General features: G+C 65.0%; 16 protein-coding genes. 8 read left to right on the top strand and 8 right to left on the bottom strand.

Features of this window, described 5'->3' with window-relative positions; all coding sequences use genetic code 11:
* Positions 1-13: 13 nt before the first annotated feature.
* The 5 genes from XH96_RS06360 to XH96_RS06340 form a co-directional block, all read right to left on the bottom strand.
* On the bottom strand, positions 14-406 hold the full coding sequence (locus tag XH96_RS06360; protein ID WP_194391522.1) for a thioesterase family protein: 393 nt from the start codon (positions 404-406) through the stop codon (positions 14-16).
* A gap of 186 nt (positions 407-592) precedes the next feature.
* On the bottom strand, positions 593-796 hold the full coding sequence (locus XH96_RS06355; protein WP_025033847.1) for a tautomerase family protein: 204 nt from the start codon (positions 794-796) through the stop codon (positions 593-595).
* Between the two features lie 117 nt (positions 797-913).
* Complete coding sequence (hisS, locus tag XH96_RS06350) at positions 914-2,434, bottom strand: histidine--tRNA ligase (RefSeq protein WP_194391521.1); 1,521 nt, start codon at positions 2,432-2,434, stop codon at positions 914-916.
* A 49-nt stretch (positions 2,435-2,483) separates the two neighbouring features.
* Entirely contained in the window at positions 2,484-3,008 is a 525-nt protein-coding gene (locus XH96_RS06345) for a YegJ family protein (protein ID WP_194391520.1), read from the bottom strand.
* A 302-nt stretch (positions 3,009-3,310) separates the two neighbouring features.
* The gene (locus XH96_RS06340) at positions 3,311-4,393 is read right to left on the bottom strand and encodes a branched-chain amino acid aminotransferase (RefSeq protein WP_194391519.1); all 1,083 of its coding nucleotides are present in this window, start codon (positions 4,391-4,393) and stop codon (positions 3,311-3,313) included.
* Positions 4,394-4,731: 338 nt separating this feature from the next.
* On the opposite strand from XH96_RS06340, the gene XH96_RS06335 reads away from it, so the two are divergent.
* From XH96_RS06335 to XH96_RS06325, 3 genes are read left to right on the top strand one after another with little or no spacing between them, the layout of a single operon-like run.
* The gene (locus tag XH96_RS06335; RefSeq protein ID WP_194391518.1) at positions 4,732-5,274 is read left to right on the top strand and encodes a MarR family winged helix-turn-helix transcriptional regulator; all 543 of its coding nucleotides are present in this window, start codon (positions 4,732-4,734) and stop codon (positions 5,272-5,274) included.
* Positions 5,271-6,002, top strand: a complete 732-nt coding sequence (locus tag XH96_RS06330) for a response regulator (RefSeq protein ID WP_131869194.1) — start codon at positions 5,271-5,273, stop codon at positions 6,000-6,002. Before XH96_RS06335 ends, XH96_RS06330 begins: the two co-directional genes overlap by 4 nt.
* A gap of 24 nt (positions 6,003-6,026) precedes the next feature.
* Positions 6,027-7,415: an ATP-binding protein gene (locus tag XH96_RS06325; protein WP_194391517.1), complete on the top strand. Its 1,389-nt coding sequence runs from the start codon at positions 6,027-6,029 to the stop codon at positions 7,413-7,415.
* Between the two features lie 169 nt (positions 7,416-7,584).
* Here XH96_RS06325 and XH96_RS06320 read toward each other — a convergent pair whose 3' ends face one another.
* Both XH96_RS06320 and XH96_RS06315 read right to left on the bottom strand, forming a co-directional pair.
* Positions 7,585-8,115 (bottom strand): DUF3617 family protein, encoded by a 531-nt coding sequence (locus XH96_RS06320; protein WP_194391516.1) that lies wholly within the window; start codon positions 8,113-8,115, stop codon positions 7,585-7,587.
* Between the two features lie 44 nt (positions 8,116-8,159).
* A complete protein-coding gene (locus tag XH96_RS06315; RefSeq protein ID WP_194391515.1) occupies positions 8,160-8,453 on the bottom strand; it encodes a hypothetical protein in 294 nt (97 codons plus the stop codon).
* 185 nt (positions 8,454-8,638) lie between these two features.
* Between XH96_RS06315 and XH96_RS06310 the strand changes: the two genes are divergently transcribed.
* The 4 genes from XH96_RS06310 to XH96_RS06295 all read left to right on the top strand — a co-directional run bounded on the left by XH96_RS06310 (position 8,639) and on the right by XH96_RS06295 (position 11,400).
* Complete coding sequence (locus tag XH96_RS06310) at positions 8,639-9,100, top strand: hypothetical protein (protein WP_194391514.1); 462 nt, start codon at positions 8,639-8,641, stop codon at positions 9,098-9,100.
* 120 nt (positions 9,101-9,220) lie between these two features.
* On the top strand, positions 9,221-9,913 hold the full coding sequence (locus XH96_RS06305) for a ribonuclease T2 (RefSeq protein ID WP_194391513.1): 693 nt from the start codon (positions 9,221-9,223) through the stop codon (positions 9,911-9,913).
* A 148-nt stretch (positions 9,914-10,061) separates the two neighbouring features.
* Positions 10,062-10,922: a 23S rRNA (adenine(2030)-N(6))-methyltransferase RlmJ gene (locus tag XH96_RS06300; protein WP_194391512.1), complete on the top strand. Its 861-nt coding sequence runs from the start codon at positions 10,062-10,064 to the stop codon at positions 10,920-10,922.
* A gap of 262 nt (positions 10,923-11,184) precedes the next feature.
* Complete coding sequence (locus tag XH96_RS06295) at positions 11,185-11,400, top strand: cold-shock protein (RefSeq protein ID WP_028176631.1); 216 nt, start codon at positions 11,185-11,187, stop codon at positions 11,398-11,400.
* A 71-nt stretch (positions 11,401-11,471) separates the two neighbouring features.
* On the opposite strand, the gene XH96_RS06290 is transcribed toward XH96_RS06295, so the two are convergent.
* On the bottom strand, positions 11,472-12,095 hold the full coding sequence (locus tag XH96_RS06290) for an outer membrane protein (RefSeq protein ID WP_061877423.1): 624 nt from the start codon (positions 12,093-12,095) through the stop codon (positions 11,472-11,474).
* A 233-nt stretch (positions 12,096-12,328) separates the two neighbouring features.
* Here XH96_RS06290 and uvrC point away from each other — a divergent pair, with 233 nt between their 5' ends.
* On the top strand, positions 12,329-14,416 hold the full coding sequence (gene uvrC, locus XH96_RS06285; protein ID WP_194391511.1) for an excinuclease ABC subunit UvrC: 2,088 nt from the start codon (positions 12,329-12,331) through the stop codon (positions 14,414-14,416).
* Positions 14,417-14,479: the final 63 nt, after the last annotated feature.

The raw sequence follows: 14,479 nt of genomic DNA, 5'->3' as shown, positions 1-14,479 counted from the left end.
CAGGTGGCGCGCGTTACGCCCCCAGCCGCTTGTTGAACATCTCGACATTGACGAGACCGCGGGCATGGCGGCCCTCGCCGAGCTTGCGCGTGCCCTCGAAAGCCTCGACCTCGAAGCGGATGACGCGGCGCTCGACCGCAACCACCTTCGCCGTGGTCCGTACCGTCGCGCCGACCAGCGCCGCGGCCAGATGCCGGATGTCGACCTCGGTGCCTACCGTGACCCAGCCCGGCTGGAGCGCCGAGCGGATCGCATCGCCCGCAGTCATCTCCATCTCCAGGATCATCATCGGGGTCGCATAAACAAACGGCATGCCGGGCACGAAATGCCCGACCGTGCGCTCCGCCGGGACCACCAGCGTGCGCTCGGCACTCATGCCTGTTGTGATGAAGTCGCGTGCATCCATAGTGCCTCAAACTCCGCTGTCGTCCCGGACAAGCGCAGCGAAGCGGAGCGCCGATCCGGGACCTATAGCCACAGGGAGTAGTTTGACGAGGACTCGGAGTTACCAGTTCGCTCGATAACCACTCCCTGTGGTTATGGGTCCCCGCCTTCGCGGGGACGACAGTCGTGTTTACTGCTCCAGCCGAAACTATTTTTTCGCCGCCGCCGCGCGCTCCACGAAGGTCTTGCCGCCCTTCATCTTGTGGCGGAGCGGGGCTTCGTTGATCTGGATGACGACGGCGTCGGCATCGACGCCGAGATTCTTCACCAGTGCCTGGGTGATGTCGCGCATCATGCCGGCCTTCTGCTCGTCGGTTCGGCCTTCGGCCATGCTGATGGTGATCTCAGGCATCGTTGTCTCCCTGCTGCTGTCGCAATGACCGGGCACGCCCCAGTCCTTCATGAAGGTGCGCATCAAACAGGACGCGGATGCCCGGGACAAGCCCGGGCATGACGCCCGCCGGAATGGCTATCCCCACTTTACGTCATGGCGCGCGAGGACCTCACGCACCTTTGAAACCAGGTCGGCTTCGCTGCACGAGAACTGCGCCGGCCGGGTCTCGCGCCATTCCTGGTTGGAGGCGATCGCGGCGGCGGCCTTCGCGCCTTCGATCAGGTCCTTGACCTGCACCTCGCCGCGCGCCTTTTCATCCGAGCCCTGGATGATGACGCAAGGCGAGTTGCGGCGGTCGGCATATTTGAGCTGGTTGCCCATGTTCTTGGGATTGCCGAGATAGAGCTCGGCACGGATGCCGGCGGTGCGCAAGGATGCCACCATCTTCTGGTAGTCGGCGACACGGTCGCGGTCGAACACGGTGACGACGACGGGGCCGAATTCCGGCCGCGTGTCGAGCTTGCCGAGCAGCGTCAACGCGGCCTGGAGCCGCGACACGCCGATCGAGAAACCGGTCGCCGGCACCGGCTCGCCGCGGAAGCGCGAGACGAGGCCGTCGTAGCGCCCGCCGCCACCGACCGAGCCGAACCGCACCGGGCGGCCCTTCTCGTCCTTGGTGTCGAGCAGGAGTTCGACCTCGTAGACCGGTCCGGTGTAATATTCGAGGCCGCGCACGACGGAGGGATCGATCTTGATGCGATCCGCGCCATAACCCGACGCCGTCACCAGCCCGGCAATCTCTTCAAGCTCGCTCACGCCGGCCTGACCGACTGGGCTCCTGGCAAGGTAAGTTTCCGCCGCAGCAATGGCCTCTTTCCAATCGTCGCGCGGCTTGGTGATGGCGAGAACAACGTCAGCTTCCGCCGCGCTCAGGTTGGCGCCTTTGGTGAAGTCGCCCTTGCCTTCTTCACCGCCGTCCCATCGTCCGGGACCCAGCAGCTTGCGCACTTCGTCGACAGAGAACTTGTCGAGCTTGTCGATCGCACGCAGCACGGTCAGCCTGCGGCCTGCGTTCTCGTCACCGGCGAGCCCGATGGCTTCCAGAACTCCGTCGAGCACTTTGCGATTGTTGACCTTCACGACGTACTGGCCGCGCGCAATGCCGAGCGCCTCCATCGTGTCGGCCGCCATCATGCAGATCTCGGCGTCCGCCGCCGGCGTCGCCGAGCCCACCGTGTCGGCGTCGAATTGCATGAACTGGCGGAAGCGGCCGGGGCCGGGCTTCTCGTTGCGGAAGACATAGCCGACGCGGTAGCTGCGGTACGGCAAGACCAGACCGTCGGTACCGTAGCGCTCGCCCACGTAGCGCGCGAGCGGCGCGGTCAGGTCGTAGCGCAGGCTGATCCACTGCTCGTCATCGTCCTGGAACGAGAACACGCCCTCGTTCGGACGATCCTGGTCGGGCAGGAACTTGCCGAGCGCGTCGGTGTATTCCATCGCCGGCGTCTCCACCGGCTCGAAGCCGTAGAGCTCGTAGACGGCGCGTATCTTCTCGACCATCTCGCGCGTCGCCCGGATCGCGGCGGGATCGCGATCCTCGAGCCCGCGCGGCAGGCGCGCCTTCAGCTTCTGCGGTTTCTTGGGTTTCTCGGCCATGCGCGGCGTTTACCAGCCGGGGCGCGAGGCGGCAACCGCTGGCTTGCCGTTACGGCTGCTCCATCCGGGCCCTGATGGCGTCGGCATCCGCCTTCGGCAGCGATTTCAGCGTCGGCTTGATGGTTTCGCCGCCGACGATCTTGCCGTTGCGCATGAACATCCAGTCCGAGATGTCGGCGTCGCTGAACGTGACCTTGTCGCCGGCGTGCTTGCCCGGCAAGTCGCGTGGCTCGTTTGCGAAGAGGCCGGAATAAGTGCCATCCGGCAGCTTCTTCACCTCGCCGATCCAGATGTGCTCGCCGCCCTTGCGGGTCGAGAAACGCACCTTCAGGGCATGCCCGGTCTCCGCCGCCTTCGGCGATTCGTAGGAGGCCCAGAAGGTCGGGAGCGTGCCGCGGGCCCGCGCGATCGCCGCGTTCATCTCGGGATCGCTGGTGCGCACGTCGACGATCGGCGAGCGGTCTTGCGCAACAACCTCGTGCGTCGGGCCGATGGTGAGGATGCCAAAGACGGAAAGGCCGGTGATTGCGGCGAGAACGACCCATTTCACGGGTTGGGAGAGTTTTGCAGCCACGATCGGAATGTCCAGGATGCTTGTTGTGTCCTGGCTTTGTCGCATGCCGGCAGCAGCGCGTTCGGTGCGCAATAAGCCACAAACGTTGCGCTTCTTACCCTCCCCTGGAGGGGCAGGGCTATCGCATATGAGATGTGGCTATGGGTACCGACTGTTTCCACAGCGTCATGGCCGGGCTTGTCCCGGCCATCCACGCCTTTCCATGCAGCACAAGAACGTGGATGCCCGGGACAAGCCCGGGCATGACGACCGCTGCAATATTCAAATGCGATTGCCCTGCCCTCCAGGGGAGGGTGAAGACCTCAAAACACCTTCCGGATCCAGTTGTGCGGATCGTTGTTGCGGCCGTACTGGATGTCGACGAGCTGCTTGCGCAGGCCCATGGCGACAGGGCCGGCGCCGCCGCCAGAGATCTCGAAGTCGCCGCTCACCGAGCGCACCTTGCCGATCGGGGAGATCACCGCGGCGGTGCCGCAGGCGAAGGCTTCCTTGAGCCTGCCGCTGGCTGCATCCTTGCGCCACTGGTCGAGCGAATACGGTTCTTCGCGCACCGTCTTGCCCGCGTCCCGGGCGAGCGTGATGATGGAGTCGCGGGTGATGCCGGGCAGGATGGTGCCGAGCGGCGGCGTCGAGAGCGAGCCGTCGTCGAACACGAAGAACACGTTCATGCCGCCGAGCTCCTCGATGTAGCGGCGCTCGACCGCATCCAGGAAGACGACCTGATCGCAGCCGTGCTGGATCGCTTCGGCCTGGGCGCGCAGGCTCGCGGCGTAGTTGCCGCCGCATTTGACGGCGCCGGTGCCGCCGACAGCGGCGCGGGTGTAATTCTCGGACACCCAGATCGAGACCGGCGCAGGCCCGCCCTTGAAGTAGGAACCGACCGGCGAAGCGATGACAGCAAAAATGTAATCGGACGACGGCTTGACGCCGAGGAAGTTCTCGCTCGCGATCATGAAGGGGCGCAGGTAAAGGCTGCCCTCGCCGCCCGGAATCCAGGCCCGGTCGATCCGCACGACCTGCTCGACCGCCTCGATGAAGACGTCTTCCGGCAGCTGGGCCATCGCCATGCGGTCGGCCGAGTCCCTGAAGCGCCGCGCATTGGCGTCGGGGCGGAACAGGTTCGCCCCGCCGTCGTCGCGCTTGTAGGCCTTGAGCCCCTCGAAGATTTCCTGGGCGTAGTGCAGGACCGCGCCAGCCGGATCGAGCTGGAAGTTGGCGCGCGCCTCGATCCGCGCGTCGTACCAGCCGCCCTTGGCCTGGCTGTAGCGGACGATCGCCATGTGATCGGTGAAGACCCGTCCGAAGCCGGGGTCCACCAGCTTGGCGACGCGGTCCTTCTCGGGGGTTGGATTGGATGCGGGCTGGATGTCGAATTTCATGCTCATGTCCTTGCCTCCCGCTGCCGGTGGCGGCGCTGTTCTGGCGCCCGCCTGCCCGCTTTCGGGGCCCGGCTGGCTTCGATTGGTTTCTGCCGGACCACCGCCAGCCTTTTTACGGCCGGTTTCCGTGGACAGCATGTCGCCGAGGACATGCTTTTGCGGAAGGCGGAAGTCCAGTATGTTTTGCCGAAATGCCGCTCGACAATCGCACGGTAGATCTGATCCGGCCGTCGTCGCCTGTCCGGCTCTCTCCGGCGCCTTGCTCCGATGCTACCCGACGCGAAGCGATCTAAAATTTCGTGCGGGTCGATCGTTTTGTAACATTGAACCCAAGATACGTCAATATGCCTGACATAAATTTCGCGACTTCCTCTCACGACGCCGCCGAGCCCAGGCCGGCCGCAGACGCTGGAGGCAATTTGCGCTGGGATATCATCGAGCTGCTGTTCTTCGCCTACCGCGACTTCGTCGGCGATCCCGACCAGGAGCTGGAGGCATTCGGCTTCGGCCGGGCCCACCACCGCGTCCTGCATTTCGTCTATCGCTATCCCGGCCTCAAGGTCGCCGACCTTCTCGACGTCCTGCGCATCACCAAGCAGTCGCTCGGCCGCGTGCTCAAGCAGCTGCTGGACGAGGGCTACATCGTGCAGAAGACCGGCGACAATGATCGCCGCCAGCGCCTGCTCTACGCGACGCCGAAGGGCGAGGCGCTGGTGCAGAAGCTCGCCGGCCTCCAGACCACGCGGATCAACAGGGCGCTCGCGGAGATGGCTCCGCAGGACGCCGAGACCGTGAAGCGCTTCCTGCGCGCGATGATCGACCGCGACGACCCGGACAAGGTGCTCGAGACGATCTTCGCTTCCGTCAACCACGACGCCAAGGAGTGACCGTGCCGCTCGCTGCCACGCTCGCCCGCCCGCCGGTGCAACCCGCCGACGATGCCCCGCATCTGCTCCTGGTCGACGACGACCGCCGCATCCGCGATCTGCTCTCGCGCTTTCTCGCCAGTGAAGGCTACCGCGTCACCACCGCAGCGAGCGCCGGCGATGCACGCTCGAAACTGCTGGGCCTGCATTTCGACCTCCTGATCCTCGACGTCATGATGCCGGGCGAAACCGGCTTCGATCTCGCCCGCTTCATCCGGACCTCCTCCTCGGTGCCGATCGTGATGCTGACGGCGCGCCACGAACCGGAATCCCGCATCGAGGGCTTGCAGATCGGCGCCGACGATTACGTGGCAAAGCCGTTCGAGCCGCGCGAGCTGGCGCTGCGCATCAACAACATCCTCAAGCGCGCCGCCCCGCCGCCACAGGTCGCGATCGCAGAGAAAATTGCCTTCGGTCCCTACGTCTACCATCTCGAGCGCGGCGAATTGCGCCAGGGCGAGGAGGTCATCCATCTCACCGACCGCGAGCGCGAGATGCTGCGGATTCTCTCGGAAACACCGGGAGAGACCGTGCCGCGCAGCGCGCTGACCGGCAACGGCAGCGTCAACGAGCGCGCCGTCGACGTACAGATCAACCGTCTCAGGCGCAAGATCGAGACCGACCCCGCCAATCCGCTATTTCTGCAGGCGGTCCGTGGCATCGGCTACCGGCTGGTGGCCTCGCCTTGAGACCAGAGCAGTGAAGCGCGACCGATGAGCACGATCGATACCGGCCTGACGCTGCTGCGAAGCGCCGCCGGCCGCGTCTCCGCCGCCAATGGCTGGATGGGCAACGCGTTCAAGGGCTGGATGCCGACCGGCCTCTACGCCCGCGCGCTCCTCATCATGATCGTGCCGATGGTGGTGCTCCAATCGGTCGTCGCCTTCGTGTTCATGGAGCGGCACTGGAACACTGTGACGCGCAGATTGTCGGCTGCGGTGGTGCAGGACATCGCCGCGCTGATCGACGTCTACAAGGGCTATCCGCAGGACAAGGACCGCGACCAGATCCGCCGCATCGCCCAGCAGCGCCTCGGCCTCGTCGTCGACTTCCTGCCCGCCGGCGACATGCCGCCGCCGGGGCCAAAGCCGTTCTTCTCGCTGCTCGACCAGACGCTGTCGGTGCAGCTCGGCCGCCAGATCGGGCGCTCGTTCTGGATCGACACGGTCGGCCGTTCCAACCTCGTCGAGATCCGCATCCAGCTCGACGACGCCGTGATGCGCGTGTTCGCGCAGCGCAGCGCCGCCTATGCCTCGAACTCGGAGATCTTCCTGTTCTGGATGGTCGGCACGTCCTCGATCCTGTTGATCGTCGCCGTGCTGTTCCTGCGCAACCAGATCAAGCCGATCCTGCGGCTTGCGGATGCCGCCGAAAGCTTCGGCAAGGGCCGCGAGGCGCCGAATTTCCGCCCGAGGGGCGCGCGCGAGGTGCGGCGCGCGGCAGTTGCCTTCCTGGAAATGAAGTCGCGCATCGAGCGCACGATGGAGCAGCGCACCGCGATGCTCGCCGGCGTCAGCCACGATCTGCGCACCATCCTGACCCGCTTCAAGCTCGAGCTGGCGCTGATCGGCGACAGTCCGGAGCTCGAGGGCATGCGCAAGGACGTCGACGAGATGTCGATGATGCTGGAGGATTACCTCGCCTTCGCCCGCGGCGATTCCGGCGAGCAGTCGCAGCCGACCGACATGGCCCAGGCCCTCGAAGAGCTGCGCAGCGATGCCGAACGCCACGGCCACAACGCGACCGTCGCGTTCCACGGCCTGCCCGTGGTGACGGTGAAGCCGGCCTCGTTCAAGCGCTGCCTCGCCAACCTCGTGACCAACGCGGCGCGCTACGGCAGGAACATCGCGATCGCCGGCCAGCGCGATCACCGTTATTTGACCGTCACGGTCGACGACGACGGCCCGGGCATTCCCGCTCACTTGCGCGAAGAAGTGTTCAAGCCGTTCCTGCGGCTCGACAACGCCCGCAACCAGGACGAAGGCGGCACCGGCCTCGGCCTTGCCATCGCCCGCGACATCGCCCGCTCGCATGGCGGCGACATCACGCTGGGTGACAGCCCGATGGGAGGATTAAGGGCGAGCGTGCGGATTCCGGTGTAGCTGCGATCTTCCTTCTCCCCTTGTGGGAAAAGGCGGTGCGAAGCGCCGGATGAGGGGGCGCGTCTGCAAATTCAAAAGCAGGAGAGCCACGCGCCGAACGAAACCCCTCACCGTCTCGCCGCTGCGCGGCGAGCCACCCTCTCCCACAAGCGGAGAGGGGAAAACCAACTCACTTCGGCAGCAGCGCCTTCAGCTTGTCCATGTCGCGCACATTCATCTTGAAGCCGCCGGGCATCACGATGTCGCCGGGCTTCTGGTCCTGCTTGCAGGCGCCCAGCCACTTGGCTTGCAGCGTCATGTTGCTATCGCGGCCGGCCGCGCCGGCGACGCCGCCCTGCGCGTGCGAGGTGGTCTTCACCGTGTAGGCCGAGTTGAAATCGCCCGTGATCTCGGCATGCGACGTCGTGCTGACGCCGGCGACGTTGCACTCGGAATCGCTGACATAGCCGGTCGCAGTCTTCTTGATCTCCTGCTTGGCGCAGATCTGCCTGGCCATCGGGGAGACGTTGTTGCTCATCTCCTTGTCGACGGTCTCGTCGGTGCAATGCTGCATGGTCATCTCGGGCACCGGCGAGCCGGTCGTGATCAGCTTCATTTCCCAAAGACCAGCCTTGCGCACCGGCAGGTCGTCGGCGCTGGCGCTGCCTGCCGACAACGCGAGGCAAAGCGTCGAGCCGAGCAAAGCGAGTTTGCGCGTCATGTGGGAGGCTCCCGGCCGAGAGAGTGCGGCGCTACGACAGCGCCTCAGTACAGCGTGCGGATCGGGCGATCGGCGGCACCATAGGGTACCCAGCGGCAGGCGAACGAGATGTAGCCGCCATCATAGCCCTGCACCGCGAGGAATTTGGCGACCTTGCCGTAGCGTGCGCAGTGATCGACCGCGACCTGACGCGCGTCGACCTGGGTCGCCATCGAATAGGCGATGATGCCGCCGGTGTCGTTGCCCTTGAACGGCGGCACCGGAAGAATGTCGGCCCGCGCCGACTGGCCCGCCATCATACCCAGGGCAAGAAGGCCAGCGGCCGCAATGATTCGCATTCCCGTCACTCCAATTGGCTGGCGCCAGTCTACGGTGCCGGGATGGAAGTGAAAAGAACAGAAGCCCGGTTGGCCGCGACGTCCCGGTCAACTCCTCGCCAAGTGTTGCCGCCCTGCACTTGACCTCCCCCGGCCTTCGCGGCACCGTCCGAACTTCGCAAGACCTAAGCTGTCTGGATTGACCCATGCGCGCCCCCTCCCCGAAATCGCTTCGCTTTGCCGCTCTGCTCGGCCTCATGTTCGGGGCGCTGTCGCTCGGCGAGGCCAGGGCCGCCAATCCGCTCGAGCTGAATTTCTGGCTGAGCGGACCGCGCTACGACGGCGCCGTCGTCGATTGCGACAAGGCCCTGCCGACGATCGCCACCCAGTTCTGGGAAAAAGAGAGCTCGTTCTGGAATTCCTCGTTGAAGATCACCAGCTTCTCCTCCGTTCGCGAGGTCGCGTTTCGACCCTGGCAGTCCGACAACATTCCGCGCCGCTTTTGCACCGGCGACGCCCTGCTCACTGACGGCAAGGTGCGCAAGGTGCACTTCTCGATCATGGAGGATGGCGGCTTTGCCGGCTACGGCGACGGTGTCGAATGGTGCGTGGTCGGGCTCGACCGCAACTGGGCCTACAATCCGGCCTGCCGCGCCGCCAAGCCCTGATCCGAAGAGCGACTGATTCGGGCTGATCAACCCGCAGACGACAGTCGGCTCGCATTTTGTTCTTGAAATGTTCTCTTTGCCTGCTAGACTGCGCGCACTGTCTAGTTGAGGGGCGTTGCCATGTTTCATCCCAGATTGCGTCCGTTGTCCCGTCTGATGATCTCGCTGACCCTCGCCGCCGGGCTGGCAACGTTCGCCGGCGGCGCGAAAGCCCAGGACAAGCGGCAGAACGCGCCGGGCGAGTTCGACTTCTATGTGCTCGCGCTGTCGTGGTCGCCCTCGTTCTGCGAAGAGGCGGCCGAGCGCGGCGGCCGCTCCCAGATCCAGTGCGGCGGACGGCCCTACGCTTTCGTCGTGCATGGGCTGTGGCCGCAATATGAGAACGGCTTCCCGGAATATTGCCAGCGCCCGGCGCCGCGGCTGAACCGCAACATCGTGTCCTCGATGCTCGATTTGATGCCGGCGCCGGGCCTGATCTTCAACGAATGGGACAAGCATGGCACCTGCTCCGGGCTCGAGGGCCGCAGCTATTTCGAGACGATCCGGAAGGCGCGCGCCGCGATCAAGATCCCGGCCGACTATCTCGACCTGTCGCAGGCCAAGACCGTGGCGCCGGCGGAGGTCGAGGAGGCCTTCATCAAGGCCAATCCGGGCCTCAGCAATGCCAGCATCTCGGTCACCTGCAACCGGACACGGCTGTCCGAGGTCCGCATCTGCCTCGGCAAGGACCTGCAATTCCGCGCCTGCGACGAGATCGAGCGCCGCGCCTGCCGCCGCGACCAGGTGACGATGCCGCCGATCAGGGGCGGGTAGAGTTCGTCATTCCGGGGCGCGCGGAAGCGCGAACCCGGAATCCATCTTGCCACAAACATTGCTGACACATGGATTCCGGGTTCGGTGCTGCGCACCGCCCCGGAATGACGGGAGTTACTTTCATCGCGCGATGTCGTAACTCTCCGCCATGAACTACCGCCACGCCTTCCACGCCGGCAGCTTCGCCGATGTCATCAAGCACATCGTGCTGGCGCGCATCCTCACTTATCTACAGGACAAGCCGGCGGCGTTCCGCGTCATCGACACCCATGCCGGCGCCGGCCTCTACGATCTCGACAGCGACGAGGCGCGGCGGAGCGGCGAATGGCTGACCGGCATTGCGCGGCTGCTGCAGGCGCGCCTGTCGAACGAGACCGCGGCGCTGACCAAGCCCTATCTCGACATCGTCCGCGCCTTCAACCCGAAAGGCGAGCTCAAGGCCTACCCCGGCTCGCCGTTGATCGCGCGCGGCCTGCTCAGGCCGCAGGACCGGCTCGTCGCATGCGAGCTCGAGCCGAAGGCGCGGAAATCGCTGATCGACGTGCTGCGCCGCGACGAGCAGGCCCGCGTGGTCGATCTCGACGGCTGGATGGCACTGCCGGCCTTCGTGCCGCCGAAGGAGCGGCGCGGCCTCGTGCTGATCGACCCGCCCTTCGAGGCCAAGGACGAGTTCGAACGGCTGGGCGAAGCCTTCTCGACAGCCTTCGCGAAATGGCCAACCGGTATCTATGTAATCTGGTATCCCGCCAAGAGCCGGCGTGCCACCGACACGCTGGCGCAGCTTGTGGCGCGGCTCGCAGCCGCAGCAAAACCGCCGGGAAAATGCCTGCGTCTCGAATTCAGCGCTGCGCCGCAAGTCGATGGCGGGCCCCTCACATCGACCGGGCTTTTGATCGTCAATCCGCCCTACACGCTGCAAGGCGAACTCAAGACCATCCTGCCCGAACTGGAAATGCCGCTCGGCCAGGGTGGAGCTGCCAGATTCCGATTGGAGGTGCCCAAGCCGTAGAGCCAAGCCGTAACACTCCGGCATTCTTGGGAAAAATATGCAGGACCGGTAGTCAATCTGCGAAGAACCGTATTATGCTGTTTCCGTGACTGGCTTTACGTTCCGCTTCCGCGAATGGTTGCGGCGGAGTGAAGGCCTAAGAAAGATCCGGCCGGACCGATGGTCCGTTCAAGGATGGCCAGCTCCCGGGCTCCGTAAGGCCCGGTCATGTCGTGACGTGAATCTGCGTCGCGGCGGAGGAGCAATGAGGGGGAGTTTCCCGATGGCCATGACGGGAACGGTCAAGTTCTTCAACGGCGAGCGCGGCTACGGCTTCATCAAGCCTGACGACGGCGGTCGCGATGTCTTCGTTCACATCACCGCTGTGGAGCGGGCGGGACTGAAGGACCTCGCCGAAGGACAGCGTATCACTTTCGAAGTCGAACCGGACAAGAAGGGGAAAGGACCGAAGGCGGTCAATCTGGTGATCCTCGCCTAGCGAGCCTGGCGCGAAAAAAATCCCGGCCGCGAGCGGCCGGGAGGCTGGTCCGGTATTTTCTTCTTGAGACGTCAGAAGTGATAGTTCACGCCTGCGCGGACAACGCTGGCGCTATAGCCGTTTGACACGCCCGTAATCGCGAACTGACTCGTGGACAGATCGATGTAGAGATATTCGAGCTTGACGCTCCAGTTCGGCGCGAGGCCCACTTCCGCGCCGGCGCCAATGGTCCAGCCCGCGGTGGTGTGCGACTCCGTCCAGCCGAAGGTCTGCCCACGCAGCTCGCCGAACGCAAGGCCGGCGGTGCCGTAGAACAGCACGTTGCTGAACGCATATCCCGCGCGGCCGCGCAGGGTGCCGAACCACGGATTGGAGAATTTCCAAGGCGCGAAGGTGTCGTCGGCGCCGGCGGCCTGGATGTCGCCCTCGACACCGAACACCCACGGACCGTTCTGGAAATTGTAGCCGGCTTGCACACCGCCGACGAAGCCCGACGGCTTCGAGGGGTTGTTGTCCACCGAGCCCCATTCATAGCCGATGTTGCCGCCGAGATAGGGACCTGCCCAGCTATAGGCATTGAGCGGCTGGTTGACGGTATAGGGCGCACGCTGCCCATAACTGAGATCGGCGGCTTCTGCCGAAGCCGTCCAGCCGGCCGCGACCAACGCGGCCGCGCCCACAACGAGCCCCTTCATCACTCACTCCAACGCAACTGTCGCAACCTGCGCGATGCCCGCGCCGCCGCGCCGGCCATGCATGGTTACGGAACCAAGAACTTTTCGCGTAGGATTTATCGAGAGTTTTAAGTTAAAGGGCTGTTAAGTCGGGTTACTGCGCTGTTAACAGACTTAAGGAAGCGTTACCGGGACCTGTGCGTGCGGCAGGGCCGGAACTTCAAATCGACACCCCCAGCGCCTAAATTCGTCCCATGGTTCACGATTCCACCGACAATCCGGACGACGCACGCGCGCGCAAATCCCCGCGCGGCATGGCACCGGATGGCCCGCCCCAGGAGATCCAACAGGAGACGGCGCCGCCGGACCTCGATCCCGCCAGCGCAAGCGGCGACGACGAGGACGATGCGCGGCTACCTGATATCCTGGAAGAAAGTGGCGCCGTCGGCGAAGGCCCGCTCGCGACCGGCCACGAGGCGATCGAACGCGCGGTTCGGCTCGCCCCCACCTCGCCCGGCGTCTATCGCATGCTCAATGCGAATTCCGACGTGCTGTATGTCGGCAAGGCCAAGAACGTCAAAAAGCGCCTGTCCAGCTATGCGCGCCAGAGTGCGCCGCTGCCGGCCCGCATCCTGCGCATGATCGCCGCCACCGTCACCGTGGAGATCGTCTCGACCAACACCGAGACCGAGGCGCTGCTGCTCGAGGCGAACCTCATCAAGCAGCTGCGGCCGCGCTTCAACGTTCAGCTGCGCGACGACAAGTCGTTTCCCTATATCCTGATCACCGGCGACCATTGGGCGCCGCAGATCCTGAAACATCGCGGCGCGCAGACCCGGCCCGGGCGCTATTTCGGCCCGTTCGCCTCCGCCGGCGCGGTCAACCGAACCATCACGGCGCTGCAGCGCGCATTCCTGATCCGCTCCTGCACCGATTCCTTCTTCGAGAGCCGCACCCGGCCCTGCCTGCTCTACCAGATCCGCCGCTGCGCCGGCCCCTGCACCCGCGAGATCGATTTTCCCGGCTATACGACGCTCGTGCGCGAGGCGACCGACTTCCTCTCGGGCAAAAGCCATGCGGTGAAGCAGGAGCTTGCCGGGGAGATGGAGAAGGCGGCGGGTGAGCTCGAATTCGAGCGCGCCGCGCTCTACCGCGACCGCCTTGCTGCGCTCTCGGCGATCCAGTCGCAGCAGGGCATCAATCCGCGCACGGTGGAAGAAGCCGACGTGTTCGCCATCCACCAGGAGGGTGGCTTCTCCTGCGTCGAGGTGTTCTTCTTCCGCACCGGCCAGAACTGGGGCAACCGCGCCTATTTCCCACGCGCGGAAAAGACGTACACCCCGGAGGAAGTGCTCGGCTCGTTCCTCGCCCAGTTCTACGACGACAAGCCGCCGCCGAAGAACATCCTGCTGTCGCACGAGATCGAGGAGAGCGAGCTGCTCGCCAATGCGCTGTCGATCAAGGCCGGCCACAAGATCGAGGTCACCACGCCCAAGCGCGGCGAGAAGAAGGAACTCGTCACCCATGCGCTGACCAATGCGCGCGAGGCGCTCGGCCGCAAGCTTGCGGATACCGCCACGCAAAGCCGCCTGCTCGACGCCATCGCGACGACGCTGGGCCTGCCGCATGCGCCCAAGCGCATCGAGGTCTACGACAACAGTCACATCCAGGGCACAAATGCGGTCGGCGCCATGATCGTCGCCGGCCCCGACGGCTTCGTGAAGAACCAGTACCGCAAGTTCAACATCAAGTCGGAAGGGATCACGCCCGGCGACGACTTCGCCATGATGCGCGAGGTACTCGAGCGGCGCTTCAAACGCCTGATCAACCCGCCCGAGGAGGGCGCGGCCAAGGAAAACATCAAGGCGAAGGACGACGACTTCCCGCAATGGCCCGATCTCGTCATCATCGACGGCGGCCGCGGGCAGCTCAACGCCGTCCGCGAGATCTTCGCCAATCTCGGCCTGACCCAGGTGTCGCTGATGTCGGTCGCAAAGGGGCCGGACCGGGATGCCGGCCGTGAGACCCTGTTCATGCCGGAACGCGAGGCCATCAAGCTCGAGCCGCGCGATCCCGTGCTCTATTTCATTCAGCGCCTGCGCGACGAGGCTCACCGCTTCGTCATCGGTTCGCACCGCAAGCTGCGCAAGAAGGACATCCGCGAGGCCGGCTTGCAGGAGATTCCGGGCATCGGCCCGTCCCGCAAACGTGCCTTGCTGCATCATTTCGGGACCTTGAAGGAGATCGAGCGGGCCTCGATCGCCGATCTCGGCAAGGTTCCGGGGGTGAGCGCCGAGAGCGCCCGCAGGATTTTCGAGTATTTCCATCCCCAGCCGGGATGAACTAAAGGGGGACCGCGGTCATATGGTCGTCGTATCCCGCACCCATCTGGGAAGCGGAACGGT

Origin of the sequence: Bradyrhizobium sp. CCBAU 51765 (genome assembly GCF_015291725.1) — a bacterium.
Lineage (GTDB): Bacteria > Pseudomonadota > Alphaproteobacteria > Rhizobiales > Xanthobacteraceae > Bradyrhizobium > Bradyrhizobium liaoningense.
Note: the sequence above shows the minus strand (reverse complement) of the source record. Positions and strands in the feature narration are given on the sequence as shown.

Coding starts and splice junctions, on each gene's coding strand:
- XH96_RS06360 (WP_194391522.1), bottom strand. CDS start 406: ATGGATGCACGCGACTTCATCACAACAGGCATGAGTGCCGAGCGCACG.
- XH96_RS06355 (WP_025033847.1), bottom strand. CDS start 796: ATGCCTGAGATCACCATCAGCATGGCCGAAGGCCGAACCGACGAGCAG.
- hisS (WP_194391521.1), bottom strand. CDS start 2,434: ATGGCCGAGAAACCCAAGAAACCGCAGAAGCTGAAGGCGCGCCTGCCG.
- XH96_RS06340 (WP_194391519.1), bottom strand. CDS start 4,393: ATGAGCATGAAATTCGACATCCAGCCCGCATCCAATCCAACCCCCGAG.
- XH96_RS06335 (WP_194391518.1), top strand. CDS start 4,732: ATGCCTGACATAAATTTCGCGACTTCCTCTCACGACGCCGCCGAGCCC.
- XH96_RS06325 (WP_194391517.1), top strand. CDS start 6,027: ATGAGCACGATCGATACCGGCCTGACGCTGCTGCGAAGCGCCGCCGGC.
- XH96_RS06320 (WP_194391516.1), bottom strand. CDS start 8,115: ATGACGCGCAAACTCGCTTTGCTCGGCTCGACGCTTTGCCTCGCGTTG.
- XH96_RS06315 (WP_194391515.1), bottom strand. CDS start 8,453: ATGCGAATCATTGCGGCCGCTGGCCTTCTTGCCCTGGGTATGATGGCG.
- XH96_RS06310 (WP_194391514.1), top strand. CDS start 8,639: ATGCGCGCCCCCTCCCCGAAATCGCTTCGCTTTGCCGCTCTGCTCGGC.
- XH96_RS06305 (WP_194391513.1), top strand. CDS start 9,221: ATGTTTCATCCCAGATTGCGTCCGTTGTCCCGTCTGATGATCTCGCTG.
- XH96_RS06300 (WP_194391512.1), top strand. CDS start 10,062: ATGAACTACCGCCACGCCTTCCACGCCGGCAGCTTCGCCGATGTCATC.
- XH96_RS06295 (WP_028176631.1), top strand. CDS start 11,185: ATGGCCATGACGGGAACGGTCAAGTTCTTCAACGGCGAGCGCGGCTAC.
- XH96_RS06290 (WP_061877423.1), bottom strand. CDS start 12,095: ATGAAGGGGCTCGTTGTGGGCGCGGCCGCGTTGGTCGCGGCCGGCTGG.
- uvrC (WP_194391511.1), top strand. CDS start 12,329: ATGGTTCACGATTCCACCGACAATCCGGACGACGCACGCGCGCGCAAA.